The sequence below is a fragment of the Microvirga calopogonii genome, assembly GCF_003347665.1.
In the GTDB taxonomy this organism is placed as follows: domain Bacteria; phylum Pseudomonadota; class Alphaproteobacteria; order Rhizobiales; family Beijerinckiaceae; genus Microvirga; species Microvirga calopogonii.
Map to the genome: position 1 here is coordinate 12928 of NZ_QDGA01000023.1, position 26170 is coordinate 39097.

Sequence of the window (26170 nt, forward strand, 5' to 3'; positions counted from 1 at the left end):
GCTCGCGAGATGGCACGGAGCTTAAAATGCATAAGCTCTGTACCTCTTTGATACCTGTCTTCCATCACAGTGGCGGACCCGGTCCGTCAAGCTCTGTTTGCGTCGGATCAGGCAATCTTCGGCGGCATAGGTGCCGAAACCGCTGCAATACGCCAGACTCGCGTTATGACGTAACCCATTCACCGCCGCGCATGAGAGGCTCGGGCCTTCCGCCCTGCGTAATGCCATCCACGTCGATCTGGTCTGAACCGATCATCCAATCGATATGGATCAGGCTCTTGTTGGAACCCCGCGAGGCGAGTTCCTCCTCGCTCATCGTTCCACCGTCGCGGATGCACTTGCTGTAAGCTTGGCCGAGCGCGATGTGGCTGGAGGCGTTCTCGTCGAAAAGAGTGTTGAAGAAGAGAAGCCCGCTTTGCGAGATCGGCGACGAATAGGGCACGAGAGCCACCTCGCCGAGGCGGCGTGCGCCCTCGTCCGTGTCGAGAACCTTGTTCAGAACGGCCTCGCCGGTGCGCGCCCTGCTCTCGACGATCCGGCCGGCCTCGAACCGCACCTGGATGTCCTGGATCAGGGTCCCGTTGTAGGAGAGCGGCTTGGTGCTCGACACATGCCCGTCCACCCGGTCCTTGTGCGGCGTGGTGAAGACCTCCTCGGTCGGGATGTTGGCATTGCAGACGACGCCGTTCTTCGCCTTGGTCGAACCGCCGTTCCATTCATGCCCGTCCGCCAGGCCGATACGGAGATCGGTGCCGGGCCCGCGGAAATGGAGCGCGGCATAGTTCTTCCCGTTGAGCATGCGCGTGCGCGCCTGGAGGTTCGCGTTGTGCGCCTCCCATGCGGCGATGGGATCGGGCGTATCGACGCGTGAGGCCGAGAAGATCGCCTGCCAGAGCTTGGCGACGGCCACGTCCTCCGGAACGTCCGGGAACACGGTCTTCGCCCAGGCGGGGGTCGCGGCGGACACGATGGTCCAGTTGATGTCGAACCCGGCGATCATGTTGAGGGCCGGCATGTAGGCCTTCGAGCGCGCCCGGTTGGCGCGGGAGACCTTCTCCGGATCCTCCTTGGCGAGCAGGGACGGATCCTCGCCGACGATGGCGAGTCGCGCCGCGCCGTTCCTGTAGGCTGCCGCCATGCCTTCGTAGAGCCAGGCCGGAGCCGTGTCGAAGCTCTCGTCACGGGCATTCCGGAAGCGCATCAGCGCGCTCTCCTCGTCGGAGAAGATCGTCGTGACGAGGGAGGCCCCGGCCTTGTAGGCGTGTTCCGTGATGCGCCGCACGAGGGCGACGGCGTCGAGCGGCGCGGTCACGACCAATTCCTGCCCGGGCTTCAGCCCCAGTCCGACGCGGACGGCAACCTCCCCCAAGCGGTCGAGAAGCTTGGCATGGGATGCGGCATCGGTCGGATCGCGGAATTGCTCGTTCATGGTCTGACGCTCTCGAAGCTGGAAACATTGGCCGGAGAGGCTACACGGCTCTGCCGCCGACGCAACCTCGACGGGAGGGAATATCACATATGCTGCGGCACTACGGTCCCGAGAGCTTCCGGATCGAAGGCAATGCTCTTGATGATGGCGTGGACGGGAAGCCCCGGAGCAAGGCCGAGTTCGCTCACCGATTTGCGGGTCACGCGGGCCACGAGATTGTCCCCGCCGCAATCCAGCATCACGTCGACGCTCGGACCGCCGGCATCGTCGATGGAGGAAATGAGTCCGGGCAGGACGTTGAGTGCGCTCAGCCCCTCGGGCCGGTGCAGCGAGAGGATGATGTCGCGGGCGCGAAGGCGAACACGCAGGGAGGTGCCGATGGGGCGGTCGATCCGCGGCACGGTCAGGGGACCGGCCTTGGCCTGAAGGATGGTCAAACCGAAGCTGTCCTCATGGCGCAGGACTTGGGCCTCGACCAGGGCGCCGGCTTCCGCCGGACCGGCTTGCGCGAAGAGATCGGTATGCCGCAGGATTTCCGACGCGGAGCCCGATGCCGTGACCCGGCCTTCGGACAGGACGACGATGGACGTGGCAAGCCTTGCGATCTCGGCCACGGAATGGCTGACGAGAACGATGGGCACCCCGCCCTCGTCGCGCAGCCGCTCGATATAGGGATAGATCTCGGCCTTTCTCGCCTCGTCCAGGGAGGCCAGCGGCTCGTCCATCAGCAGCAATTGCGGGTCGGCCAGAAGCGCCCGACCGATGGCGACCCTCTGCTTCTCGCCGCCCGACAACGTGGACGGCCGCCGTTCGAGCAGATGGCTGATGCCGAGAAGATCGACGACATGATCGAAGCTCGTCGTCCTTTCTCCCTTGGGCGTGAACCAGCGCCCGAAGAGCAGATTCCGGCGCACATCGAGATGAGGGAAGAGGCGTCCTTCCTGGAAGACATAGCCGATCCTGCGCCTGTGCTTCGGCACGAAGACGTTCTTCTTCGTGTCGACCAGCACGCGATCCTGCACGACGATCCTGCCGTAGTTCGGTCGGACGAGGCCGCCGATCGCATTCACGATGGTCGTCTTGCCGGAACCGGACGGGCCGAACAGGGCCGTCAGCCTGCCGCCGGATCGAAAGCTCGCCTGCAGGACGAACCCGCCCTGCTCATGCCGGATGTCGACCCCGAGGATCATCACGCATGGACCCGTAAGCGCGCGCGGCGGGCCAGCCATTCGGACATCCAGAGCGCCGCAATGGATATAACGATCGAAACGAGCGTCAGCCGCATCGCTCCGCTCTCGCCTCCCGGCACCTGCGTATAGGCATAGATGGCACTCGGGATGGTCTGCGTTTCACCGGGGATGTTGGATACGAAGGTGATCGTTGCGCCGAACTCGCCCATCGCCTTCGCGAAGGACAGCACCATGCCGGCGATGATGCCGGGAATGATCAGCGGCAGCGTCACGACCGCAAAGACCCAGATTGGATGCGCGCCCAACGTGCCGGCGGCATCCTCAAGCTTGCGGTCGACCGATGCGATGGACAGGCGGATGGCACGCACCAAGAGCGGAAAGCCCATGATGGCGCAGGCGAGTGCGGCGCCCGTCCAGCGAAACGACAGGACGATACCGAACTGCTCGGCAAGAAAGGAGCCGATGGGCCCGCGGCGGCCGAAGCCGATGAGAAGAGACCAACCCACCACGACTGGCGGCAGGACGAGCGGGAGGTGTACGACCACGTCGAGCGCCTGCCTTCCCCAGAAGCGGCCGCGTTCCAACAGCATCGCCATGGCGATGCCCGGAACGAGGCTTGCGGCCATCGCCACGAAGGCGACCTTCAGGCTGAGGCGGACGGCCGTCCATTCCTCGGGGGAAAGCCAATCCGTCACGAACCCGAGGTCGCCTTGCCGACGAACGTGAAGCCCTGCTTGTCGAAGAACGGCTTGGACTTGTTCGAGCGCAGGAAGGCCAGGAACACCGCGGCGTCGGGATTGGCCGAGTCCATCGTGAGCGCGACCGGATAGACGATCGGCGGGTGGCTCTCCTTCGGGAACGTCGCGACGATGCTCACATTCGGATCGGACACGGCATCGGTTCTGTAAACGATGCCGAGCGGCGCCTCACCACGGGACACAAGCAGGAGAGCGGCGCGAACGTTGTCCGCCTGCGCGACCTTGTCCTTCACGCCGGCCCAGGCGCCGAGATGCTCGAGCGCGGCCTTGCCGTATTTTCCCGCCGGAACCGCATCCACATGGCCCATCGCCAAACGATTGCTGCCGAGGATGGCAGCGAGATCGACGCCAGGCTGGAGCGCAACCTGCATGGTCGAGCCCTTGACCGCGACGAGGACAAGCGCATTGCCGAGCAGGCTGACGCGGCTCTCCGGCTTGATCAGTCCCTTCGAGGCCAGATAATCCATCCAGTCGAGGTCGGCGGAGAAGAAGACATCCGCCGGGGCACCGGCCTCGATCTGCTTGGCGAGCGCATTGCTGGCCGCATAGGAGATCGTGACCCGCTTGCCCGTCTCACGCATCCAGGAGGCTCCGGCGTCGTCGAGCGCATTCTTCAGGCTCGCCGCCGCGAAGACGATGACATCCTTGGTCTGGGCCGACGCCGCGCCGACCAGCGTGAAGCCGGAGAAAAGCAGGCCGACAAGAACCGTCTTCGCAAATTTGCCAATCGAAAGACGCGTCCAACCCATCTTCAGTCTCCCGCTTGCAGGTGGCCCGCTCGGTAAAGACATCCTAGTGAAGTCGCCGGGGTCTTCAAGCGGCGCGCCGCCTCGAAGAGGGCTTCTTCACCATCGGGCGGACCAGCCGATAGCCGAGCAGAACGGCGACAATGGCCGTGTAGACAAGCGGTTCGGGCGGCCAGGACTTCACCACCAGGAGGAAGTGCAGCGCCGCCCCGATGGCCGCGAGATAGACAAGGCGGTGCAGCTTCGCCCAGGCCTGTCCACCCATGCGCCGGATCGCAGCGTTGTTGGAGGTCACCGCCAGGGGGATGAGGATGACGAAGGTCGCCATGCCGATGGTGATGTAGGGCCGTTTCACGATATCGGCCACGATCGCCGCAAGATCGAGGCCCTGGTCGAGCACGAGATAGGTGGTGAGATGCAGGGCGGCATAATAGAACGCCAGCAGGCCCAAGGCGCGGCGGTAGCGCAGCAGGTTGATGTTGAAAAGCTGGCGCAGCGGGGTGATCGCCAGGGTGGCGATCAGGAAGCGCAGAGCCCAAAGACCCAGCGCCTGCTCCAGGTAGCGCATCGGGTCGGCCCCGAGCCGGTCGTTGATGCCCGCATAGAACAACCAGACCGCCGGGATGAAGCCGACGATGTAGACGGCGATCTTCGGCACCTGAGGCAGGGCAAAGCCTTTCCTCTCGCCCTGAACGGAGGCTCGTCCCGCCATCAGTAGAGCTTTCGCAGGTCCATGCCGGTGTAAAGGCTCGCCACCTGCTCGGCATAGCCGTTGAACATCAGCGTCGGCCGACGCTTCGCGAACAGGCCGCCCTCCCCGATGCGCCGCTCCGTCGCCTGGCTCCAGCGGGGATGGTCCACGCTGGGGTTCACATTGGCATAGAAGCCGTATTCGCTCGGCGCCTGCTTGTTCCAGGAAGTTGCCGGCTGCTTGTCGACGAAGCTGATCCGGGTGATCGACTTGATGCCCTTGAAGCCGTATTTCCACGGAACGACGAGACGGATCGGGGCGCCGTTCTGGTTCGGCAAGGTCTCGCCATAAAGCCCGACTGCCAGGAGGGTCAGGGGATTCATGGCCTCGTCCAGGCGCAGCCCCTCCACATAGGGCCATTCGAGCACCGGAAAGATCGTGTCCATGCCGGGCATCTGCTCCGGCCGGAAGGCGGTCTCGAAGGCGACGTATTTCGCGCTGCCCAGAGGCTCCACCCGCTTGATCAGGTCCGCCAGCGGGAAACCGACCCAGGGAATGACCATGGACCAGCCTTCGACGCAGCGCATGCGGTAGATGCGCTCCTCCAGGGTCGACGACTTGATGAGATCCTCGACGGCGAACTCGGCAGGCTTACCCACCATGCCGTCGACCTTGACCGTCCAGGGGGAGGTCTTGAGGCTGCCGGCCTTTGCCGCCGGATCCTCCTTGCCGGTGCCGAACTCGTAATAATTGTTGTAGCTCGTGACGTCCTCGCGGCTCGTCTTCTTCTCGTCCGTGGAGAACGGGCTCTTGGCGGCGGACAGGGGCGCGGCTTCCAGGCCCTTCGGCAAAGCCGCCGCCAATGCCAATCCGGCAGCGCCTGCCATCCATTGGCGGCGATTGAAATAGACCTCCCGAGGCGTGATTTCGGAAGGCAGGATATCGTCTGGGCGGCGGATCAGCACGGCATCACCTCGTTTGGAACCCATTGTGAATGGGTACACCCGAGAACGCCAGAAGTAGTCTCACTTTTCCGTTACAAGTTTTCATTCAAGGCTGGTGGGCTGGACGAACCGCCTGGTGATTTCGCGCGGGTTCGTGATGGCAGTCCCCACCACCACCGCATGGGCTCCACGCCGAAAAGCTTCTGCAACGAGATCAGGCGTATCGAACCGCCCTTCCGCAACGACCGGCACCGGCAGTCCCGCAACGAGCGCTGACAGAAGCTCCAGGTCAGGTCCCGGGCCCTTGCGGGAGGCTGTTTCCTCCGTATAGCCGGCGAGCGTCGTTGCGACATAGGTCGCGCCGGCGGCATGGGCGGCCCGCCCCTCTTCCAGGGTCGCGATGTCGGCGAAAACCTCCCGGCCCAGTTCCGTCCGAATGCGGCCGATCAGGCGCTCCACCGGATCGCCATCGCGCGCGCGCGGCGTGGCGTCGATGCCGATGATGTCAGCGCCCGCCATCGCGATCTGCTCCGCCTGCGCGAAGCCGGGGGTGATGTAGACCGGAAAACGGTCGTCCCATACCTTCGAAATCCCGATGATCGGGAGGTTCGTCACAGCACGGATCGCCGCCACGTCCGCCTCGCCGTTGGCACGTATGCCTTTCGCGCCGCCCGCCTCCGCGGCCCGTGCCATGGCGGACATGTAGACGGGACCGTGCAGCGGATTGTCGGCCCGAGCCTGGCAGGAGACCACGAGAGCGCCTTTCGGGATCAGCATTGTCCGTCTCCTACTTCACGGCGCCTGCGGTCATGCCCTGGATGAACTGGCGCGACAGGGCGATGTAGAGGAGCGTGATGGGCGCGGCCGCGATGGTGAGACCCGCAAACAGCATGCCCCAATCGGTGGTGTATTCGCCCATGAAGGTGGTCAGGCCCTGCGGCAGGGTCTTGCGCGCATCGGTCTGGATGAAGACCAGCGGAAAGAAGAAGTCGTTCCAGATCGGCACCGCGTTCTGGATGGCCGCAATCGCCATGGGCGGGCGCGCCAGCGGCAGCATGACCGACCACATGATGCGGGGCTCGGACGCGCCGTCGATGCGCGCCGCGTCCTCGAGTTCCGCCGGCAGGGTGCGCAGGAAACCCGCCATGATGAACACGGTGGATGGCAGACCGATGGCCGTGTAGGTGACGATCAGGCTCCAGCGGCTGTCGAGGAGACCAAGGTCGCGCAGAAGGATGAAGAGCGGGATTACCGCGAGCTTCAGGGGCAGCATCAGTCCTGCCAGGAAGAACAGCAGGATGAACGTGTTGGTACGCGACTCATAGCGCGCCACCGCGTAGCCCGCCATGGTGCCCAGCACCAGGATCAGGATGATCGAGGTGCCCGTCACGAGAACCGAGTTGACGAAATAGGTCGGCATCGCGGTTTCGCCGAGCACCTTGGCGAAGTTCTGAACCTGCGTGAAATCGGGCAGCGCGAAGGGATGCTCGAAGATCTCGCCCGTCGTCTTGAAGGCGGACAGCACCATCACCACGACCGGATAGAGCATGATGAAGGAGTTCGCGATCAGGATGACCTGCGCGAGCAGGACGAACGGAATGGCTTGGCGCGTTGCCGGCGTATCGGACGTGATGGCGGTCAAAACTGGATCTCCCGACGGCGCAGCCACAGGGTCAGCATGGACGCGAAGACGACGATGAAGAGAAAGAGGAGCGTGGCGAGTGCCGAGCCCATGCCGAAATTCTGGATGCTGGCGCTCTGGTTTCCGAAGGCGGTGCGGTAGAAGACAAGGCCAAGCACGTCCGTGGAGCCGAAGGGCGAGCCGTCGAGACCGACCATCACATAGGGAATCTCGAACCAGTTGAATGCGCCGATGAAGAGCAGCGTGAAGAGAATGGTGGTGCTCGGCGCCACCAGCGGCCACACGATGTTCTTCAGAAGCTGCCACTCGTTGGTGCCGTCGAGCCGCGCCGCCTCGATGACCTCCGGCGGGATGCGCTGCATGCCCGCGAGATAGACGAGCGCCGGGAAGCCGACGAAGTGCCAAGCGTTGGCGAGGATGAGCGCCCCAAGGGCCGTCGAGGAATCGCCCAGCCAAGGCTTGGCCCACGAATCGAGCCCAAGCGAATAAAGGGCCTGATTGATGATGCCGAAATTCGGATTGAGAAACAGCTTCCAGAGGAAGCCGACGATGATCGTCGACAGCACCACGGGCACGAAGACCGCGATGCGGTGGAAGCGGAAACCGAAGGGCTCCTTGTAGAGAAGCCAGGCGAGCAGGAACCCGCCGCCGTTCTGGATGATCATCAGCGCAATCAGAGCATAGACGTTGTGCAGGAACGCGTTCCACACCACCGGCGCCATGGTGGTGCCGAACAGCACTTCCTTGAAGTTCTTCAGGCCGACGAAGGGCCCGCGCGCCAGTCCCTGCCAGTCGTAGAAGGCATAGGCGAAGGCCGACAGGATCGGATAGACCACGAACAGCGACATGAAGGCGATGGGCGGGACGACGAGAAACGCCACCCATAAACGGTGCTTCAGCGTGCGGGGCTGTTGGCGCGAGGCTTGCATAACATGCATTCTTTCAGAAAAAGGCGGCAGGCCTCACAGCATGCCGCCTTTTCATTGGTGTCTTACTTCTGGAACGGCTTGTAGTAGGTCGCGATGCCCTTGTTGATCTCGGCAGCGGCCTGCTCCGGGGTCTGCTGGCCGGCGAGCATCTTCTGCACGTTCGACTGCAGCAGCACCGAACCGCTCGGCTCCTGATAGCGGAAGCGCACGAGCATCAGGTACGACATGGAGTTCTCGGCGAGCTTCGCCACGTCCTGCGTGATCGGATCCTCGATCTTGATGCCCTTGATCGGCGACAGGTTCTTGAGCGTGTTGGTGAAGGCCGTGCCGTATTCCGGCGTGGCGAGGAAGCGCACGAACTTGAGCGCCGCGTCCTTCTTCTCGGTCTTCGCATTCACCGCATAGCCGCCGTCGTAATAGGTGGCGATCAGCGCCTGGTCGCCCGCCTTCAGGACGGGAGCCGGGAACACGCCGAGATCGAGGGTGGGGTTCTGGTTCTTGAAGTTCGCCACCTCGTAGGAGCCGCCCGCGAACATGGCCGCGCGGCCCGCCACGAAGAGCTGCTGCGAGGACGGGTAATCCACGCCGGTGAAGTTGGGCGCGAAGTACTGGCTGATGTCCTTCAGCTTGGCGAGGGCGCTGACGAAGCGCGGATCGGTGAAGTTCGCCTTGCCGGACACGATGTCGGCCTCGAAGTCCTTGCCGAGCATGGACGAGAGGAGGCCGCCCACGATGGTCTCGTTCTGCCAGGCCGTTGCCGTGCCGTTGGAGAACGGGTTGATGTTCTTGGCCTTCAAGGCTTGCGCCAGGGACATCATCTCGTCCCAAGTCTTCGGCGGGTTCAGGCCGTTATCCTTGAAGATCTTCTTGTTGTAGACGACGAGCTGCGCCTGCATGGCGAAGGGAACCGCATAGACCTTCCCGTCCGAGCGCAGGGTCTCGGCCGCGAGCGCCGCTTCCGGGAAATTCGCCAGTTCCGGCACGTTCTGCTTGTCGAGGGCGAGCAGATAGCCCGGGGTCGCGATGGTCTCGAGGTTGCCGTAGGCGCGAACCTGGATCACGTCCGGACCGCGACCGGCGGCGAGCGCAGTGGACAGGATGGTCTGGTAGTTCTCCGGCGCGTAGGTCTCGAACTTCACCGTAATGCCCGGCTCGGCGGCCTGGAATTTCTTGATGATGTCCTGGTAGAAAGCCTTGTCTTCCTGGCGCCAGCTCCAGAAGGTCAGCTCGGTCTGGGCCATGGCGGCCGTGCCTGAGAGCAGGAAGCCCGCGGCGGCAGCGCCCATCAGAATGCGTCGGGTCAGTTTCATTGTCGGTTCCCTCATCGTTGAAGTCCTTGTCCTCCCACCACCCGGCCTGATTCTCGGCCATGCCGGGCGGAATTCCTTCAGCCATATGGCTCGGCTGAGATCACGAGAAACGTCGCGTCGTCGTGGGTTTTAACACGAGGATAAGCGCCCGCCATGAGGTCGCCCCGCTCTCTTTCCCGCAATTCCTGCATCAGCTCGGTCCCCTTGCCTGCCGCAAGCCGGGCATGCAGGGTACTGTCCGAGTACGCTCCGAACACATCGACGAGCCTCATGAATCCGTCGGTCGCCACGACGATCGGGGCGCCCGCTTCCACCTGCGCGTCGAAGCGCAGTTCTCGCCCGGCCCATGGGCGGCGCGGGTTCACGACCCAATAGCCGTCCGGCCGATTGAGCCTGGCACGGTTCTCGAGGATCTGGCGCCTGACTGCCTCGGGGATGGAGCCTGGCTCATGCTCCCGGGCCCCGAGGGCCGCCAGGGTCTTCCTCTCGAAAGGCTTCGCCCGTTCGTCGCTCCAGCGAACAATCCCCTGCTCCGTGGGCACGAGAGCGATCACGTCGCCGAGGAACCGGCCCTGCACGGCGATGCGCCCTCTCTCCCCAGCTCCAGCCTCGATCAGGCCGAGGCAGGCGGAGGGCGCCTGATGGTCGTCAATTTCCTGCAAATGGGCCGTGACCTCCCGAAAGACCGCATCGATGGCGGCTTCGAGCCGGCTCAGCATCGCATCGGCATCCATTTCCCCGGCGAGGTGCATCAGCCGGTCGCCGACGGTTCCGGCGAGCCAGGCGGCATCGCTGCCTCCGGAGGTGAGCTTCTCGTCCGAAAGCCCGGTCGCCCCGTCGATGACCCAGGCAAAAGGTCCGTGCAGGCCGATCCCGTCCTCATTGACGCGGGAGCCTGGCAGGGACAGCCGGTCCAAAGACCGGAAATGGGGAATGAGTCCAGTCGGGTTCACGAATTAACTGGTCTCATATTGGTCGCTTCGTGTCTATACTGGTCTTAAGTGCTTTTCACATGCTTCGCGAGACCGGAAAGTCTTGAGGCCTTTCGGTTTGATCGAATTCCGCACCTAGGCGTTAGTGCTTTGATCAACCTATTGTCGAAGGAAGAGCCATGGTCACCCTGGAAATCGACGGCAAGGCGGCCGCCGTGACGAACGCGGACGAGGAACAGGCCCGCGAACTCTTTTTCAGTGAGAGCTTTAAAGATGACCTAAAGTCGTTTAAGAGCGAGGGCCGGTCCCTCTGGGACGGCTCAGCTGCCTTGACGACACGGCCCGCATCGGAACATGAGATCGATGCCTTCTATGAGGCCCTGGATGAAGAGGACGAGGTCGACGAAGACGACGAAGACAATGACGGCGACCTCGATATCGATGTCGTGTTCCTGGTGTCCATCGACGAAATTGACGACGCCGCCGCCTCCGGCTGATCATTCCTAACGGAGCCCTTGGTAGGCTCCCCAACACGGTTCAGCCCTATTCACATGCCTTTTCCCAAGACCAATCCCAGCCTCGAACGCGCCCTTGCCGACCGAGGCTACAACGACCCGACCCCGGTCCAAGCCGCCGTGCTGGAGCCGGATGCCCGTGACCGCGACCTCCTCGTCTCCGCCCAGACCGGCTCGGGCAAGACCGTTGCCTACGGCCTCGCCATGGCATCCACTCTCCTGGGCGACGCCGAGCGCTTCGACGCCCCGCGCGAGCCTCTGGCCCTGATCATTGCCCCGACCCGCGAGCTCGCTCTCCAGGTCAACCGCGAACTCATCTGGCTCTATGGCCCGGCGGGTGCGCGGGTGGTTTCCTGCGTCGGCGGCATGGACGTGCGCCGGGAGCAGCGGGCCCTGGCCGACGGCTGCCATATCGTCGTCGGAACGCCGGGCCGCCTGCGCGACCACCTGGAGCGCGGCCGCCTCGACACCTCGAAGATGCGCGTCGTGGTGCTCGACGAGGCGGACGAGATGCTCGATCTCGGCTTCCGCGAGGATCTGGAGTTCATCCTCGACGCCACGCCCGAGGATCGGCGTACGCTCCTGTTCTCCGCCACCCTGCCGAAGAACATCATCACCCTGGCCCGACGCTATCAGCGCGAGGCGCATCGCATCGACACCTTGGTCGAGAACGAGCCGCATGGCGATATCGAATATCGCGCGCTCAGGATCGCGCCCAACGAGGTCGAGCATGCGGTCGTCAACGTGCTGCGTTTTTACGAGAGCCGGGGCGCCATGGTGTTCTGCCATACCCGCGAGGCGGTGCGTCACCTGCATGCCAGCCTGATCGAGCGCGGCTTTGCGGCGGTCGCCATCTCGGGCGAGCTGACTCAGAACGAGCGCAGCAACGCCCTGCAGTCGTTGCGCGACGGCCGCGCCCGCGTCTGCGTGGCGACCGACGTGGCGGCCCGCGGCATCGACCTGCCCGATCTCGGCCTCGTGATCCATTTCGACCTGCCGAACGATCACGAAACGCTCCTGCACCGCAGCGGCCGCACGGGCCGCGCGGGCCGCAAGGGCGTGTGCGTGATGCTCGTGCCCTATACGCGCCGGCGCAAGGCCGAGAGGCTGATCGACATGGCCGGCGTCGACGTGACCTGGGCCGGTCCGCCCACCGCCGATGAAATCCGCCAGCGCGACCGCGAACGCATGATGCAGGATCCGATCTTCTCCGAAGAGGCGACGGAAGAGGATCTCGCCATGGCGCGGGCTCTCCTTGCAGAACGCTCGGCCGATGACATCGCCAATGCCCTGGCGCGGTTCTTCCGCGCGCGTCTGCCTGCGCCGGAAGAAATCGTCGATGCAGGCGCAGATCGCGAGCCACGCCAGCGCAAGGACAAGCGCGAGCGGCAGGACGAGCGCCAGCGCGGTTTCAAGGAGAGAGGCCGCGGTTCGTCCGACGAGGGCTTCGAACGCTCGTCCGAGGATATGGTGTGGTTCCGCATGAGCGTCGGGCGCCGCAACAACGCCGACCCCCGCTGGCTGCTGCCGATCATCTGCCGCCTGGGTCACGTGACGAAGAAGGAAATCGGCTCGATCAAGATCTTCGATCGCGAGACCAAGTTCGAGATCGCCAAGTCGCATGCGCCGAAATTCGCCGCAGCCGCGCGCAAGTCCAATGACGAGGACATTCGCATCGAGCCCGCAGATGCGGGACCGGGCAAGTCACACGACAGGCGCCCCCGTGAGGGCAAGCCGTGGGACAAGCCGAAAGGCAAGCCGTCCCAGGAGAGAGGCGGACCTCCTCCGTACCGGACGGCCAAGGACAGCAAAGGTCCGAAGGACCAGAAGCGCCCGAAGGACAAGAAGAGATCTTCGGAGAAACGCTCCTGATGAAGGAAACAGGCCGGGACAGCAGCGTGTCCCGGCCTGAATTTTTTGCGCTCAACGATGGTGAGGCGATATCACGCTGTCCGTCTCCGTTTCGTAGGAGAAGTGGGCAAGCTCCTGAGACGGTCTCCAGGGAAGCTGCTTGCATTGCGCATTGCAGCGAGACTATTGTGCGATGCAACATAAACCCCATATGAGGCGTTGGCTTTGAGATAACTCCTTACCCGAAAGGGCCCAGTCATTATGCAACGCTTAGGGCAAATGATTCGCCAATTGGCACATTACCGCCGCCAGTGGGAAACCGTTATGAACGCGGCGAACGCCGCATCCCCTGCGATGGGAACTCCATCGGTGCCTTCGCGGCTGAACGAAGTCAGCGGATTCGGCTCCAATCCCGGCAATCTGAGAATGTTGACTTACGTTCCGGAAAGTCTGCCGCCTTCACCCGCCCTCGTGGTTGTCCTGCATGGATGCACGCAGACGGCGGCAGGCTATGATCATGGCTCGGGCTGGTCGGCGCTCGCGGACCGCTACGGGTTCGTTCTGCTCTATCCCGAACAGCAGGAGACCAACAACCCGAAGCGCTGCTTCAACTGGTTTCAGCTTGCCGATATCGAGCGGGACCGCGGCGAGGCTCATTCGATCCGGCAGATGGTCGAGCACGCGATCGAGCGGCACGGCCTTGATCGCCGCCGGATCTTCGTGACCGGGCTCTCGGCCGGCGGCGCAATGACCTCGACCATGCTCGCTGCCTATCCGGAGGTCTTCGCCGGGGGCGCCATCATTGCCGGCCTGCCCTATCGCTCCGCCACCAGCATTCCGGAGGCCTTCGAGTGCATGTTCCAGGGGCAGACGCGTTCCGCCGAGGAATGGGGAGCCCTCGTACGGGAAGCGTCATCCCACAGGGGACCGTGGCCCAAAGTGTCCGTGTGGCACGGCAGCGCAGACGCGACGGTCAAGCCGATGAATGCGGGCGAGATCATCAAACAATGGACGAATGTGCACGGGCTTCGTGCCGAAGCGAGCCGCAGCGACGTCGTGGACGGCTACCCGAGACGCGCCTGGGCCAATGACGCAGGCGACGAGATCATCGAGGAATATGTCATCACCGGCATGGCGCACGGCACGCCCTTGGCCGTCGGCAACGACGAGCACAATTACGGTACGGCCGGCCCCTTCCTGCTCGATGTGGGCATCTCGTCGAGCTACCGGATCGCGAAGTTCTGGGGGCTGACGGAACCCTTCGAAGGGAGAGTATCGAGCCAGAGCGCCGATGACGCTGCCGCCCGCGACACGACAGCGACCGTTCACGTGCTCCCCTCCGCAACGGAAGCGCCCGACATGGAGAGCCCTGCGCACGCTGCGCAGCGGAGCAAGCGGCCGCCGTCTCAGTTGGATATCGGCGCGGTGATCACGAAGGCACTCAGGTCCGCTGGCCTCATGAAATGAGCATGGAGGTGGCTCCACGCGCGTGGAGCCAACTCATCCTTGCGGGGTCGCATTCTTTGGCGATGGATCGGATCCACTCCATCGAAAATTCTCCCGGTGGGCACAGAGGAGTTGGAGCGCCCTTCAGGGCTTCTTATCCTGGCTCAGCAGATCTTCCTGCTTGCGTCTTTCCCCCGTGATGCAGTTCATGCTTCCCAACTGGGCCGGCATGATCAAGGACCGCGCATCGCCAACCCCCGCGACCTCCCGCATGATCTTTGTGCGGACCATCATGGCGAACTGCTCCGGATCATGCAGGGGAAGCACGAAGGAGCCGACGCCCCCGATCACGCACTCCCTGTAGTAGAGATCCAAATCCTCCTGCTCTGCAGTGCCGGTGCCACGAGTGAACATGATGGGCAGGCCGTTGATGATGATACCGTCCGCGACTGCCTCGTCGCGCGCATAGGTGACATGGCGGCCGTCGTTGTTGGGACCATCTCCCGATATGTCGATGACGCGGCGGACCGGACTCCCTCCTAGCTGCTCGAAGAGCTTGCGGCTTTGGTCGATGATTCCGGAAATCGAGGTCATTCCCGCTTGGCGAATCGGCTGATAGGCGAGCTGGTTGGAGAACGACATCGCCTTTTCAGGGCTGTCGATGATCGTCCACGGCACGATGACCCGCTGATCCTTGACACCGGACCATTCCACATAGGTGACGGCGATGCGGCCGTTCAGGCCGCTCCCGATGGCCTCATGGACGAGAGAGGATCGGAAGGCATCGATGAAACCTTCGCGCTGAAGACCCTGCTCGTCACTTTCCATCGAGGACGATACATCGACCGCGATCACGAGGGCGACATCGAGCTGGGTTTCCGGAGCGGGTCCGCCAGCAAGAACATCACCGGCCAGAAGAAAGAACGCGAGAGTACTCAGGAACATATTCGCCATGACCATCTCCGTTCCCGGCCTTCAATCGCGCGATCCGCGGCCAAGATTACTGTCTGTCAACGTTTCAATCAGGCATTTGATACGCAAACTTGGCCGATAAATTGGCGAGTTTACTTGGCGTCGCGAATACTCCCCTTTTCCCGACGGCTGCGAAACGGCGGGCAACCGCCGACCATTCGTTTTCGGAGCACGCCCGGAATACGTAACAAAATCCACCCTCTATACGCAGAGCAGACAGGGATGACCCGTTCGAGTAGATATTTCTTACGCTACGCAAAGGGCAAAACCATGAAACCGGATATGGATCTGATCGGCGCTCTCACCAGCTTCTCCGTCGGTACGCTCGACGGCCGCGACGCGATGATGGTGATCGAACTCGCGACAACGCCTGAGGAATACGAGCGCGGCATCCGCCACCAGATGCCGGTTGCCATGACGCCCGAGCACGCCCGGGAACTCGGCGAGGCTCTGCTGCTCGCAGCCAAGGCGGCCCAAATGGGCGAGGCTCCGAGCTACGCGTTCAACTGATCTATCCTTCGCCTCCAAAAGCGCGAAGATCAGTCGATCATGGGTCACACGCCGAGCATGCGTTCAGATCGGAATGAAGATGATCATGGTGAGCCCGAACGCAGTCGCGGCCGAGTGCGGAATCAACAATTTGCGTAGCGCTCTTCAAAGAGAGGAGCATCGGATAGCATCCCAAAAGTACAATCCACTTTCAGGTCCGATGCCCTAGAGTGCACCGTACGCCCCTGTGGGCCGCTCCAAACGATGCTCTGGGGTGGGAAGAAACGACGCTGATAGTTGAGCGTTTCTACCGGCCCAATTGTGCTCGACCAGAATCAAGTATCCATAAGCCAGAGTATACCTGCAGCATCGATGGCAGTTTCGTTGCGCTGGACGCTTGCGCGGTGATTGACGCCATGACGGGCGTACGTGCCGAGATGTGTGCCCGAGGAAGGTTTCCTGCCCAAAGTGCTACCGGGTCGTCGGGCGAAGGACATGTGACTCGAACAGCGCCCGGCCATCCTGTGCATGCAAGGAGGCGAGGCCTCTCAATCCAGTCTTACTGAGAAGCGGGAGGCTTTCATCGCGACACTCAGGAAGACGCCACCGCCCCAGAGCTGTCTCCACTTGCGAGGAAGCCTCTCTCCTCCGCGCCGGGCCGCATTCTGCCGCTGAACCGGACCCCTTCACCGAACAATACCCTCAACGAACAGAGCAAGGCGGATGGCCGCCTTGCTCCCTGTCGGAAACCTGATGGGACATGCGTCGGGCGCTGTCCCCGTCGCTCAAGGATCAGATGGATTCCTTGAGGTCCTTGGCAGCGCGGAAAGCGATCTTCTTCGAAGCCTTGATCTTCACCGGCTCGCCGGTCTGAGGGTTGCGGCCCATGCGAGCGGCGCGCTTGCGCACCTGGAGGATGCCGAGGCCAGTCAGGCGAATCTTGTCGCCCTTCTTCAGGCTCTTGGCGATCATCTCGACAACCTGGGTCAGCATCTCGTTGGCTTGGCGCTTGGGAACCTCGTGCAGCTCGGAGAGCTTCTCAGCGATGTGGCGCAGCGTCAGGATCGGGGACGATGCCGAGGAGGAAGCCTTCGCAACCTTCTTCACGGCCGCCTTCTTCGCCGGAGCCTTGGTCGCAGCAGCCTTGCTGGCGGCCTTCGCGGGTGCCTTTGCAGCCTTCGACGATGCCTTCGCTGCAGCCTTAGGGGCCGCAGCCTTCTTGGCCGGGGCCTTCTTGGAAACCTTGGTTGCAGTCTTGGCCATCAGAAACTCCTTATTGTAGATGGTGAATGCATAAGACAGCAGAATCTCAATAACGCTTTCAGCCAAGAATTAAAGATGGCAAAGCCGGCTTTCCGCACAATAGTACGAGTTACTTGTCGATTTCTCGTCAAGAATGGCCTGAATGCTAGCTCCGCAAGGCTTTGAAGCGCGCTCCGTATCCGACGCCTGACAGGAATCGCATGCAAAGAAACGTCGCCGGCAGAACCGCATTTCGAGTCCGGATAGGGGTTATCCCACGGTTGCCCTGTCTCTTTCTCGTCTTAGGTCTGGACATCCGGGGATATTTTGATGTCCCCTCTCCTGTCGCAAAATTGCAGTATTCCGGTTATTGGATCGGCAACGGGCTGAGGCTCTCCACGTTCCGAAACGCGCCACGGTGAAATTATGACAAAAGTCGCCTGCATCGGTGAATGCATGATCGAGCTTCGGGAGGAGGCCGATGGCCGGCTGTCCAGAGGCTATGGCGGCGACACCTTCAACACGGCCGTCTACTTGGCCCGTCTCGGAACCCGGACCGACTACATCACCGCGCTGGGAGACGACAGCTGGAGCGACGAGCTGATCGCGGCCTGGAACAAGGAAGGCGTTGGGACGCAACAGGTGCTGCGCCTGCCCGGGCGTCTCCCGGGACTCTACATCATCCAAACCGATCCGAAGGGCGAACGCCGTTTCTCCTACTGGCGCGAAACCGCAGCCGCGCGTCTGCTGTTCCAGGCGCCGGAAGCCGCGAGCGTCATCGAATCCATCGGCACCTACGATCTCGTCTACCTCTCGGGCATTTCGCTTTCTCTCTACGGGGAGAGCGGCCGCGAGCGTCTGTTCGACGTTCTTCGCGACGCCCGGTCCAGGGGCCGGCGGGTTGCATTCGACACGAATTTCCGCCCGCGCGGCTGGCCGGATCCGGAGGTCGCGAGGGCTGCCTTCCGTCAGGCCTTCGAATGCGCCGACATCATCCTCGCGTCCACGGAAGATCTCGATCTCCTGTTCGGCGACAAGGGTGTGGACGAACTGCTGGCTTTCTCCGACCGGGCGGAGATCGTCCTCAAACATCCCGACCTGACCTGCCGCGTCCTATCGCAAGGTGAGGACATTCTCGTGCCCGGCAAGCCTGCGGAAGACGTGGTCGACACCACGGCGGCCGGCGACAGCTTCGCCGCCGCCTATCTGAATGCACGCCTGTCGGGGGAGACTCCTCGTTCCGCTGCGGCGGCAGGACATCGCCTCGCCGGACAGGTCGTGCGCTATCGCGGCGCGATCATTCCGCGCGAGGCCATGCCATAGAGCCTTTCGATCATCTCCATCCAGGGAGTTCCTGTCATGCCTCAAGACCAGAAGGACCTCGCCAGCGCCCGCAGCAAGACGCTGGCCGATCTCCTCCGCGCCGGCCCCATCGTTCCGGTGATCACGCTGGAGCGTGTGGAGGATGCCGTTCCCCTCGCGCGGGCTCTCGTAGCGGGCGGGCTGCGCCTGCTGGAAATCACCCTGCGCACTGCCGCTGCAGCAGAATCCGCAGCCGCCATCATCCGGGATGTGCCGGAGGCCATCGTCGGCATCGGGACCGTTCTGACCCCGAAGGATCTGGAGCGTGCTCAGGCCCTCGGCGCACGCTATGCCTTGAGCCCCGGTGCCACGCCGGACCTGCTCGAAGCGGCGAGCCGGAGCGAGATGCCGTTCATTCCCGGCATCGCGACTGCCTCCGAGCTGATGGCAGCCCTCGCCCATGGCTTTCAGACCGTCAAGTTCTTCCCGGCGGTTGCAGCCGGCGGCATTCCGGCTCTCAAGGCCCTTGCCGGACCGTTCCCGCAGGCGCGCTTTTGCCCGACGGGCGGGATCGACGAGAAGAACGCCCGGGACTGGCTCGCCCTGTCGAACGTCGTGGCGATCGGCGGATCGTGGGTCTGCCAGCCCTCGGATATTCGTGCCCAGGCCTGGGGCGAGATCACGGCGAAAGCGCAGCGCGCCATGATGTCGATCAAGGAATGAAGCTCCGCGGGTCGTTCAAAGGCTGACATTTCGTAGGATTGTCAGTGTCCTTCCCCCTGGCGATACTCGTCGGCGGGGGAGGAATGCCCGTGACCTCAACGATCTACGATACGAACCTCGACAAGAATCCGGCAAATTTTCAGCCGCTGACGCCGCTCTCCTTCCTGGAGAGGGCCGCGAGCGTTCATCCGGATCGTCCGGCCGTGATCCACGGCTCTCTCGTTCGCAGCTATCGTGACTTCTACGCCCGGGCCCGGCGCCTAGCGTCCGCGCTCGCCAAGCGCGGAATCGGTCGCGGCGATACCGTCTCGGTCATGCTTCCCAACACGCCCGCCATGCTCGAATGCCATTACGGCGTCCCCATGGCCGGCGCCGTGCTCAACACGCTGAACACGCGCCTCGACGCCAAGATCATTGCCTTCTCTCTGGAGCACAGCGAAGCCAAGGTGCTGATCACGGACCGGGAGTTCTCGGCCACCATCAAGGCGGCGCTGGCGCAATCTTCGGTTAAACCCCTCGTCATCGACTATGACGACCCTGAATTCACCGGCCCCGGCGAACGGCTGGGTACCATGGAATATGAGGAACTGCTGGCCGAGGGCGATCCTGAGTTTGCCTGGAATCCACCTCGGGACGAGTGGGACGCGATCACCCTGAACTACACCTCAGGCACCACGGGCGACCCGAAGGGCGTCGTCTATCACCATCGCGGCGCCTACCTGCTCGCCATGGGCAACATCCTCACCGCCGGCATGGGGCAGCATCCCGTCTATCTGTGGACATTGCCCATGTTCCACTGCAACGGTTGGTGCTTTCCCTGGTCGCTGTCCATCGTCGCGGGCACTCATGTCTGCCTGCGCGCAGTCCGCGCGAAGCCCATGTACGACGCGCTTGCCGACCACGGGGTCACGCATCTCTGCGGTGCACCCATTGTCATGTCGACGCTGCTCAATGCGCCTGCTTCCGAGAAACGCCCCCTGCCCCATGCGGTCAAATTCCTGACGGCCGCGGCTCCCCCGCCGGAAGCTGTGCTCGCGGCCATGAAGGCAGCGGGCTTCGACGTGACGCATCTCTATGGCCTGACGGAAGTCTATGGTCCGGCGGTCGTCAACGAGTGGCATGAAGAATGGGATGCGCTCGACTCAAGCGGCTATGCGGCCAAGAAGGCTCGTCAGGGTGTGCGCTATCCGGTGCTGGAAGCCCTCGACGTGCTCGATCCGGAAACGATGCGCCCGGTACCTGCCGACGGGCAGAGCCTCGGCGAGGTCATGTTCCGCGGCAATGTCGTCATGAAGGGCTATCTCAAGAATCCGTCCGGCACGGCAAAGGCCTTCGAGGGCGGCTGGTTCCATTCCGGCGACCTCGGCGTGAAATATCCCGACGGCTACGTGCAGTTGAAGGACCGCTCCAAGGACATCATCATTTCCGGCGGCGAGAACATCTCGTCCATCGAAGTGGAAGATGCCCTCTACAGGCATCCTGCGATCCAGGCGGCTGCCGTCGTCGCGATGCCGGACGAGAAATGGGGCGAGACGCCCTGCGCCTTCGTGGAGCTGAAGCCCGATCAGTCACTCCCGGCGGAGGACATCATAGCGTGGTGCCGGCAGCATCTCGCCTCCTACAAGTGCCCCCGCACGGTCATCTTCACGGAGCTGCCCAAGACCTCCACGGGCAAGATCCAGAAGTTCCAGCTGCGGGAGATGGCCCGGGCTCACAAGGCCGGAGTTTGATCGGGGCGATTCATCGCCCCTTCCACACGGGCTTACGTTTCTCGATGAAGGCATCGATCCCCTCGGCGGCATCTTCAGCCATCATGTTGCAGGCCATGACGTCTCCGGCATAGGCATAAGCCTCCTCCAGGCTCATGGAGCGCTGACGGCTGAACATGGCCTTTCCCGTCCGGATCGCAACCGGGCTCTTGGCACAGATATCCGCCGTCAATGCGGCAACGGCCTCGTCCAGCATGGCATCGGGCGCTACCCTGTTGATGAGCCCGAAAGACAGGGCCTCGCTGGACGAAATGAAACGCCCGGTCACCAGCATGTCGAAGGCGTGCTTGGGTGAAACGTTGCGGGAAAGCGCCACGGCCGGCGTGGAACAGAACAGACCCACATTGATGCCCGAGACGGCGAAGGTCGCGCTCTCGGCGGCAACAGCCAGATCGCAGGAAGCAACCAGCTGGCAGCCCGCGGCGGTCGCCATGCCATGCACGCGAGCAATGACCGGAACGGGCAGGTTGATGATCCCCTGCATCACCCGGCTGCACTGCGCGAACAGCGCCTGATAATACGCCTGCCGCGGGTTGGCCCGCATCTGCTTGAGGTCGTGCCCCGCACAGAAGGCCCTGCCTGAAGCGGCAAGAACGACGCAGCGGACCGCGTCGTCCTCCTTCAACTCGTCCAGCGCTTCCTGGAGCGCCGTCAGCATGTCCTCGGACAAAGCATTGAACTGGGCAGGACGGTTGAGAGTCAGCGTCACGACCCCATCCTGCTCGTCGCGCATCAGAATGTCATGGCTGGACGCGGCCTGCTGGGCACTCATCGGCGTTCTCCTCCAGATCGGTTCTCGCACATTGTATGGAGGATCCAACCTGAATAAGCTCGATCTGGCAATAAGACCTCGAGGCACGCCACCTCGTATACAGGGTCTTACTCGAAGAGGTGCCAGTCGTGAGCAAGCCGCCGATCAGCCGCTTTCCCGTCCCTGAGATCTCCGGCCTCCCGGAGGATATCCGCACACGGATCCTTGCGGTTCAGGAGAAGTCGGGCTTCGTGCCGAACGTCTTTCTCGTGCTGGCTCGCCGACCGGACGAGTTCCGCGCCTTCTTCGCCTATCACGACGCCTTGATGGACAAGCCCGGCAATCTGACCAAGGCCGAGCGAGAGATGATCGTGGTGGCGACAAGCAATGCCAACCAATGTCAATATTGCGTCGTCGCCCACGGGGCGATCCTGCGGATCCGTGCCAAGAACCCGCTGATCGCCGACCAGGTCGCGATCAACTACCGCAAGGCCGACATCACGCCCCGCCAAAAGGCGATGCTGGATTTCGCCATGAAGGTCGCGCTGGAGGCTTATTCGGTCGGCGATGAGGATATTGCGACGCTCGCCTCTCACGGCTTCTCGGAGGACGATGTCTGGGACATCGCGGCCATCGCGGCATTCTTCGCCATGTCGAACCGCCTCGCCAATGTCACCAGCATGCGGCCGAACGACGAATTCTATTCGCTCGGCCGTGGCTGAGCCCCTCAGACCGAAAGCACCTTGCCCGGATTGAGACGGTTGTCGGGGTCGAGCGCCCGTTTCACTGCACGGGCGAGCTCCATCTCGGGAGCTGCGCGGTAGCGTGCCAGCTCGCCCACGCGGTACTGGCCTATGCCGTGCTCGGCCGAGATGCTGCCGCCGAAAGCCGCCACCACGTCGTGCACGATGCGGTTCACCAGGCCTGCGTCGTGGCCTGCATCCACGAGAACATTGTAGTGGATGTTGCCGTCGCCGAGGTGTCCGAAGGCGTTCACGCGCGTGCCCGGTGCGCCGGCGGCCAGCGCCTCTCCCGCTTCGATGAGGAATCGTGGCACCTCGGTGAGCGGAACGGAAACGTCGTGCTTGACGCTCTTGCCCTCCCGCGCTTCGGATTCCGTCACGTGCTCGCGCAGGGCCCATAGCTGGGCGGCCTGAGCGCCTGATTCGGCGATGACGCCGTCGAGTGCGATCTCCTGCTCGAAGGCCGTGCCCAGCATGGTTTCGGCAGCTTCACGCAGGCCAGCGAGGCTGGAAGCCGCTTCGATCAGCACGAACCATTCGCCCTCGGCGATGGGTGCTTTCAGGCCAGCGTGCCTGGCGACGAGCTGCATGGAGGTGGCCGAGATCAGTTCGAAGGCCGAGATCTGATCGCCCAGTTCGTCCTGGGCGAGTTCCAGAAGGCGCAGGGCCGCTGCAGGGTTTGCCACCGAGAGCAAAGCCGTCACCGCATGCTTGGGGCGCGGCAGAAGCCTCAGGACCGCCGCCGTGACGATCCCGAGCGTTCCCTCGCTGCCGATGAAGAGCTGTTTCCAATCATAGCCCGCATTGTCCTTGCGCAGTTTCCGCAATCCATCGACGAGCGTGCCGTCGGGCAGGACGACCTCGAGGCCGAGCACGAGGCTTCGGGTCATGCCGTAGCGCAGAACGTTCACGCCACCCGCATTGGCCGCGATCACCCCGCCAATGGTGGCCGAGCCCTCGGCCGCCAGGCTGATCGGCAGAAGGCGCCCCGCCGCCGCAGCGGAATCCTGGGCGACTTTCAGGATGCACCCGGCCTCGGCCTCGATGGTCAAGCCGACAGGATCGACGCTGCGGATGGCCGCCATGCGGTTGAGCGACAGAACGACCTGTGTGCCGGACGCATCCGGCACCGCCCCGCCAGCAAGCCCCGTGTTGCCTCCCTGCGGGACAATTGCGGCACCCGCCTCGCGGCAGATCTGCACGATCTGGGCAACCTGCTGGGCCGTGGAAGGACGGACGACGCAGGCGGGTTTGCCCGGAAAGAGCCTGCGCCAGTCGATCGCGTAAGGCTCGAGATCCGCCCCCTCCGTGATGACGACCGAAGGGCCGAGAAGGCCGGTCAGGCGTTGCAGCAGGTCCGTCGCGTTGGCCATGGAAAAATCCCTCGCGGTTTCACCACCGCTCCTGACTGATCAGGATGCAATCGTCAACGTAGCAACCGCGAGGAATTCATGGGAGCATCCGCAACAAGGTGGCGATCAGCGCTTGCCCGACCCCGGCTCGGCCATCTTGCGGTGCTGTTCGGCGAGCATGCCGGCCGGTGTCACATTGGCAAGAATCGTCGTGAACTTGTTCTTCCACCCGCTCACCACGTCCCCCTCGCCGTTCATCATGGCGTCGAAGCCGACCTTCGCCACGGTGGCGGGATCGTCCTTCTTGTCCTGACCGATCCGCGTGTCTTCCATGCCGGCGCGTTCGAAGAACTCGGTATCGGTCGCGCCTGGCATCAGGCAAGTCACCGTGATGTTCGTATCCTTCAGCTCATTCCGCAGGGCAAAGGAGAAAGAATCGATGAAGGCCTTCGTGCCGTTGTAGACGGCCTGGAAGGTGCCCGGCATGAACCCGGCGATCGAGCCGGTAATGAGGATCTTGCCCTCGTTCCTGGCTCGCATGTCCCGGCCGACCTTCTGGATCAGATAGATCGTACCGGTGATGTTCGTGTCGATCACGTGGCGTGCTTCGGAAAAATCCTGATCGAGGAAGCCATGACCGAGCCCGTGCCCGGCATTGGCCAGGAGCGCACCGACCGGCCGCCCTTGAGCCGCAGCGTAAAGCTTGTCGACGCCCTCGAGAGTAGCGAGGTCGGCCTCGACAGCATGGACCTTTGCCCCGAGAGCCTGGAAGTCCTTCGCCGCATCGTGGATGGCAGTTTGATCAGCCGCAATCAGCAGATCGTACCCGTTCCGGGCACAAAGCTTCGCGAGTTCGTACCCAATGCCCGAGGAGGCACCTGTCACGATGGCAAGCGGCTTTGCGGTATCTGGCATAGCATTCTCCCAGCCGATGATAAGGATGGACCCGGCCACAAGTGGAGAGAAGCGCAACCGGCATGTGGTGCTTGAACTCCTGAAAGGCGCTACAGTTCAATTGCGCATCAAGCAGCCAGCCGTCCGGCGCGAATAACCTTGACAGTTCGGTCCGGTCAAAGACCAGTTCCGTGAGGGTATTGGACAGTTGCTTTCGCAATGGGGGCAAGATACCTTCACCATAACAATAAAAGAAAGCTTACGCCCTTAAGGGCTGTGGCTGGGAGAAGCGCTCTTGGGTTCGCAAGAATCGGCGACGTTCGGCGTCGCGGTGAGTGGTCGCGCATGCGGGCATGACATTGCCCGAAACGCGGTGGGGCGTGACCCCGCGACGATCCCTCCATATCCTGTCCTTGACGCTCCCCATGCAGCTCACGGCGGAGGGGCGCGCCGATGACCCTTGCCCTGGAAGGCGTATCGAAGAAGGTCGGATCAGCCACGCATATCGATGATGTCAGCCTGACCCTGGAGCGCGGCTCCCTCAACGTCCTGCTTGGGGCGACGCTCGCGGGCAAGACCTCACTCATGCGGCTCATGGCCGGACTCGATTCACCAACGAGCGGCCGTGTCCTCGTCGGTGGGCAGGACGTGACTGGATGGCCCGTGCAGCGCCGCAGCGTGGCCATGGTCTATCAGCAGTTCATCAACTACCCGTCGCTCGATGTCTACGAGAACATCGCGTCGCCCCTACGCGTTGCAGGCCTGCCGAAAGATGAAATCGACAAGCGCGTCCGCGAGGCCGCCAAGCTTCTGAAGCTCGAGCCTTATCTCGACCGCAAGCCGCTGAACCTCTCAGGCGGTCAGCAGCAGCGCACCGCGATCGCCCGGGCGCTGGTGAAGCGCGCGGATCTCGTCCTGCTCGACGAGCCCCTGGCGAATCTCGACTACAAGCTCCGCGAGGAATTGCGCGAGGAGCTGCCACGGGTCTTCGCGGCATCGGGCGCCGTTTTCGTCTATGCGACGACGGAGCCGTCGGAGGCTCTGCTCCTGGGCGGCAACACGGCGACTCTGTTTGAGGGCCGAGTGACCCAATTCGGACCGACGCCGCAGGTCTACCGTCGTCCGCGCGATCTGACCACGGCGCGGGTTTTCTCCGATCCGCCACTCAACACCCTGAAAGCCCGTAAAGCGGGCGGCAAGGCGGTCCTGAGCACGGGGGCAGAGATCGACACGGCGGGCCCGCTCGCAGCCGTCCCTGACGGGGAGTACACGATCGGCTTCCGGGCTCATCACCTCACCCTCGAACCGGCAGGCCCCGATGGGATCCCCATTCCGGCTGTCGTTTCCGTGTCCGAGATCACCGGGTCGGAGAGCTACGTCCACCTCGATGCGCGCGAGCATCGCCTCGTTGCGCTCATGCCCGGCGTGAGGCGGTTGGAGCCGAAATCCACCGTCACGGCCTATATCGATCCGCGACACCTGTTCCTGTTCGACACGGAAGGCCGCCTGGCCGCCGTCGACCCGGCCCAGAAGGCCGCGTGAGGAGAGAC

The 26170-nt window shown here is 63.3% G+C and carries 25 protein-coding genes; 9 read left to right on the forward strand and 16 right to left on the reverse strand.

Features of this window, described 5'->3' with window-relative positions:
• Window positions 1-163 precede the first annotated feature (163 nt).
• The 11 genes from DDF70_RS17715 to DDF70_RS17765 form a co-directional block, all read right to left on the reverse strand.
• Complete coding sequence (locus DDF70_RS17715) at window positions 164-1429, reverse strand: aminopeptidase (protein WP_114946184.1); 1266 nt, start codon at window positions 1427-1429, stop codon at window positions 164-166.
• A gap of 83 nt (window positions 1430-1512) precedes the next feature.
• Window positions 1513-2619 carry a molybdenum ABC transporter ATP-binding protein gene (gene modC, locus DDF70_RS17720; protein WP_114946235.1) on the reverse strand — a complete coding sequence of 369 codons (1107 nt, stop codon included), beginning with the start codon at window positions 2617-2619 and terminating at the stop codon, window positions 1513-1515.
• Window positions 2619-3314: a molybdate ABC transporter permease subunit gene (modB, locus tag DDF70_RS17725; RefSeq protein WP_114946185.1), complete on the reverse strand. Its 696-nt coding sequence runs from the start codon at window positions 3312-3314 to the stop codon at window positions 2619-2621. Before modB ends, modC begins: the two co-directional genes overlap by 1 nt.
• Complete coding sequence (gene modA, locus DDF70_RS17730; protein WP_114946186.1) at window positions 3311-4126, reverse strand: molybdate ABC transporter substrate-binding protein; 816 nt, start codon at window positions 4124-4126, stop codon at window positions 3311-3313. The genes modB and modA overlap by 4 nt, the downstream gene beginning before the upstream one ends.
• A 64-nt stretch (window positions 4127-4190) precedes the next feature.
• Window positions 4191-4835 carry a protein-methionine-sulfoxide reductase heme-binding subunit MsrQ gene (gene msrQ, locus DDF70_RS17735; protein WP_114946187.1) on the reverse strand — a complete coding sequence of 215 codons (645 nt, stop codon included), beginning with the start codon at window positions 4833-4835 and terminating at the stop codon, window positions 4191-4193.
• Window positions 4835-5779, reverse strand: a complete 945-nt coding sequence (msrP, locus tag DDF70_RS17740; protein WP_114946236.1) for a protein-methionine-sulfoxide reductase catalytic subunit MsrP — start codon at window positions 5777-5779, stop codon at window positions 4835-4837. Before msrP ends, msrQ begins: the two co-directional genes overlap by 1 nt.
• An 81-nt stretch (window positions 5780-5860) precedes the next feature.
• A complete protein-coding gene (locus tag DDF70_RS17745) occupies window positions 5861-6535 on the reverse strand; it encodes an N-acetylmannosamine-6-phosphate 2-epimerase (protein ID WP_114946188.1) in 675 nt (224 codons plus the stop codon).
• Between the two features lie 10 nt (window positions 6536-6545).
• Entirely contained in the window at window positions 6546-7400 is an 855-nt protein-coding gene (locus DDF70_RS17750; protein WP_114946189.1) for a carbohydrate ABC transporter permease, read from the reverse strand.
• Entirely contained in the window at window positions 7397-8329 is a 933-nt protein-coding gene (locus tag DDF70_RS17755; protein ID WP_114946190.1) for a carbohydrate ABC transporter permease, read from the reverse strand. The genes DDF70_RS17750 and DDF70_RS17755 overlap by 4 nt, the downstream gene beginning before the upstream one ends.
• 62 nt (window positions 8330-8391) lie before the next feature.
• Window positions 8392-9639, reverse strand: a complete 1248-nt coding sequence (locus DDF70_RS17760) for an extracellular solute-binding protein (RefSeq protein WP_114946191.1) — start codon at window positions 9637-9639, stop codon at window positions 8392-8394.
• Window positions 9640-9716: 77 nt separating this feature from the next.
• Window positions 9717-10592, reverse strand: a complete 876-nt coding sequence (locus DDF70_RS17765) for a hypothetical protein (RefSeq protein ID WP_162820470.1) — start codon at window positions 10590-10592, stop codon at window positions 9717-9719.
• 158 nt (window positions 10593-10750) lie between these two features.
• Here DDF70_RS17765 and DDF70_RS17770 point away from each other — a divergent pair, with 158 nt between their 5' ends.
• From DDF70_RS17770 to DDF70_RS17780, 3 genes are all read left to right on the forward strand, one after another.
• Complete coding sequence (locus tag DDF70_RS17770) at window positions 10751-11068, forward strand: hypothetical protein (protein WP_114946193.1); 318 nt, start codon at window positions 10751-10753, stop codon at window positions 11066-11068.
• A gap of 54 nt (window positions 11069-11122) precedes the next feature.
• Window positions 11123-12958 carry a DEAD/DEAH box helicase gene (locus DDF70_RS17775; RefSeq protein WP_114946194.1) on the forward strand — a complete coding sequence of 612 codons (1836 nt, stop codon included), beginning with the start codon at window positions 11123-11125 and terminating at the stop codon, window positions 12956-12958.
• A 240-nt stretch (window positions 12959-13198) separates the two neighbouring features.
• Window positions 13199-14404: an extracellular catalytic domain type 1 short-chain-length polyhydroxyalkanoate depolymerase gene (locus DDF70_RS17780; RefSeq protein WP_114946195.1), complete on the forward strand. Its 1206-nt coding sequence runs from the start codon at window positions 13199-13201 to the stop codon at window positions 14402-14404.
• A gap of 123 nt (window positions 14405-14527) precedes the next feature.
• On the opposite strand, the gene DDF70_RS17785 is transcribed toward DDF70_RS17780, so the two are convergent.
• Window positions 14528-15337 carry a DUF1194 domain-containing protein gene (locus DDF70_RS17785; protein WP_114946237.1) on the reverse strand — a complete coding sequence of 270 codons (810 nt, stop codon included), beginning with the start codon at window positions 15335-15337 and terminating at the stop codon, window positions 14528-14530.
• 288 nt (window positions 15338-15625) lie between these two features.
• On the opposite strand from DDF70_RS17785, the gene DDF70_RS17790 reads away from it, so the two are divergent.
• A complete protein-coding gene (locus DDF70_RS17790) occupies window positions 15626-15865 on the forward strand; it encodes a hypothetical protein (RefSeq protein WP_162820471.1) in 240 nt (79 codons plus the stop codon).
• Window positions 15866-16636: 771 nt separating this feature from the next.
• On the opposite strand, the gene DDF70_RS17795 is transcribed toward DDF70_RS17790, so the two are convergent.
• The gene (locus tag DDF70_RS17795; RefSeq protein ID WP_114946238.1) at window positions 16637-17107 is read right to left on the reverse strand and encodes an HU family DNA-binding protein; all 471 of its coding nucleotides are present in this window, start codon (window positions 17105-17107) and stop codon (window positions 16637-16639) included.
• Between the two features lie 405 nt (window positions 17108-17512).
• On the opposite strand from DDF70_RS17795, the gene DDF70_RS17800 reads away from it, so the two are divergent.
• From DDF70_RS17800 to DDF70_RS17810, 3 genes are all read left to right on the forward strand, one after another.
• Window positions 17513-18409: a sugar kinase gene (locus DDF70_RS17800; protein WP_114946197.1), complete on the forward strand. Its 897-nt coding sequence runs from the start codon at window positions 17513-17515 to the stop codon at window positions 18407-18409.
• A gap of 36 nt (window positions 18410-18445) precedes the next feature.
• Window positions 18446-19111, forward strand: a complete 666-nt coding sequence (eda, locus tag DDF70_RS17805) for a bifunctional 4-hydroxy-2-oxoglutarate aldolase/2-dehydro-3-deoxy-phosphogluconate aldolase (protein WP_114946198.1) — start codon at window positions 18446-18448, stop codon at window positions 19109-19111.
• 89 nt (window positions 19112-19200) lie between these two features.
• Window positions 19201-20841, forward strand: coding sequence for an acyl-CoA synthetase (locus tag DDF70_RS17810; protein ID WP_245435539.1), 1641 nt, complete (start codon window positions 19201-19203; stop codon window positions 20839-20841).
• 10 nt (window positions 20842-20851) lie between these two features.
• On the opposite strand, the gene DDF70_RS17815 is transcribed toward DDF70_RS17810, so the two are convergent.
• Complete coding sequence (locus DDF70_RS17815) at window positions 20852-21652, reverse strand: enoyl-CoA hydratase (RefSeq protein WP_114946200.1); 801 nt, start codon at window positions 21650-21652, stop codon at window positions 20852-20854.
• 128 nt (window positions 21653-21780) lie between these two features.
• Between DDF70_RS17815 and DDF70_RS17820 the strand changes: the two genes are divergently transcribed.
• A complete protein-coding gene (locus DDF70_RS17820) occupies window positions 21781-22353 on the forward strand; it encodes a peroxidase-related enzyme (protein ID WP_114946201.1) in 573 nt (190 codons plus the stop codon).
• 5 nt (window positions 22354-22358) lie between these two features.
• Here the strand turns inward: DDF70_RS17820 and DDF70_RS17825 are convergent, their stop codons facing one another.
• Together DDF70_RS17825 and DDF70_RS17830 are read right to left on the reverse strand one after the other, a co-directional pair.
• Entirely contained in the window at window positions 22359-23747 is a 1389-nt protein-coding gene (locus DDF70_RS17825) for an FAD-binding oxidoreductase (RefSeq protein ID WP_114946202.1), read from the reverse strand.
• A 105-nt stretch (window positions 23748-23852) separates the two neighbouring features.
• On the reverse strand, window positions 23853-24641 hold the full coding sequence (locus DDF70_RS17830) for an SDR family NAD(P)-dependent oxidoreductase (RefSeq protein ID WP_114946203.1): 789 nt from the start codon (window positions 24639-24641) through the stop codon (window positions 23853-23855).
• 432 nt (window positions 24642-25073) lie between these two features.
• Between DDF70_RS17830 and DDF70_RS17835 the strand changes: the two genes are divergently transcribed.
• A complete protein-coding gene (locus DDF70_RS17835) occupies window positions 25074-26162 on the forward strand; it encodes an ABC transporter ATP-binding protein (protein WP_114946204.1) in 1089 nt (362 codons plus the stop codon).
• The last annotated feature ends 8 nt before the right edge of the window (window positions 26163-26170 follow it).

What these genes read in the sequence shown, in the direction of transcription:
- DDF70_RS17785 (WP_114946237.1), bottom strand. Translation starts at nt 15,337, where the DNA reads ATGGCGAATATGTTCCTGAGTACTCTCGCGTTCTTTCTTCTGGCCGGT.
- DDF70_RS17775 (WP_114946194.1), top strand. Translation starts at nt 11,123, where the DNA reads ATGCCTTTTCCCAAGACCAATCCCAGCCTCGAACGCGCCCTTGCCGAC.
- eda (WP_114946198.1), top strand. Translation starts at nt 18,446, where the DNA reads ATGCCTCAAGACCAGAAGGACCTCGCCAGCGCCCGCAGCAAGACGCTG.
- DDF70_RS17815 (WP_114946200.1), bottom strand. Translation starts at nt 21,652, where the DNA reads ATGAGTGCCCAGCAGGCCGCGTCCAGCCATGACATTCTGATGCGCGAC.
- DDF70_RS17780 (WP_114946195.1), top strand. Translation starts at nt 13,199, where the DNA reads ATGCAACGCTTAGGGCAAATGATTCGCCAATTGGCACATTACCGCCGC.
- msrQ (WP_114946187.1), bottom strand. Translation starts at nt 4,835, where the DNA reads ATGGCGGGACGAGCCTCCGTTCAGGGCGAGAGGAAAGGCTTTGCCCTG.
- DDF70_RS17800 (WP_114946197.1), top strand. Translation starts at nt 17,513, where the DNA reads ATGACAAAAGTCGCCTGCATCGGTGAATGCATGATCGAGCTTCGGGAG.
- DDF70_RS17770 (WP_114946193.1), top strand. Translation starts at nt 10,751, where the DNA reads ATGGTCACCCTGGAAATCGACGGCAAGGCGGCCGCCGTGACGAACGCG.
- modC (WP_114946235.1), bottom strand. Translation starts at nt 2,619, where the DNA reads ATGATCCTCGGGGTCGACATCCGGCATGAGCAGGGCGGGTTCGTCCTG.
- DDF70_RS17835 (WP_114946204.1), top strand. Translation starts at nt 25,074, where the DNA reads ATGACCCTTGCCCTGGAAGGCGTATCGAAGAAGGTCGGATCAGCCACG.
- DDF70_RS17825 (WP_114946202.1), bottom strand. Translation starts at nt 23,747, where the DNA reads ATGGCCAACGCGACGGACCTGCTGCAACGCCTGACCGGCCTTCTCGGC.
- DDF70_RS17755 (WP_114946190.1), bottom strand. Translation starts at nt 8,329, where the DNA reads ATGCAAGCCTCGCGCCAACAGCCCCGCACGCTGAAGCACCGTTTATGG.
- DDF70_RS17715 (WP_114946184.1), bottom strand. Translation starts at nt 1,429, where the DNA reads ATGAACGAGCAATTCCGCGATCCGACCGATGCCGCATCCCATGCCAAG.
- DDF70_RS17795 (WP_114946238.1), bottom strand. Translation starts at nt 17,107, where the DNA reads ATGGCCAAGACTGCAACCAAGGTTTCCAAGAAGGCCCCGGCCAAGAAG.
- DDF70_RS17790 (WP_162820471.1), top strand. Translation starts at nt 15,626, where the DNA reads ATGAAACCGGATATGGATCTGATCGGCGCTCTCACCAGCTTCTCCGTC.
- modA (WP_114946186.1), bottom strand. Translation starts at nt 4,126, where the DNA reads ATGGGTTGGACGCGTCTTTCGATTGGCAAATTTGCGAAGACGGTTCTT.
- DDF70_RS17760 (WP_114946191.1), bottom strand. Translation starts at nt 9,639, where the DNA reads ATGAAACTGACCCGACGCATTCTGATGGGCGCTGCCGCCGCGGGCTTC.
- DDF70_RS17745 (WP_114946188.1), bottom strand. Translation starts at nt 6,535, where the DNA reads ATGCTGATCCCGAAAGGCGCTCTCGTGGTCTCCTGCCAGGCTCGGGCC.
- DDF70_RS17830 (WP_114946203.1), bottom strand. Translation starts at nt 24,641, where the DNA reads ATGCCAGATACCGCAAAGCCGCTTGCCATCGTGACAGGTGCCTCCTCG.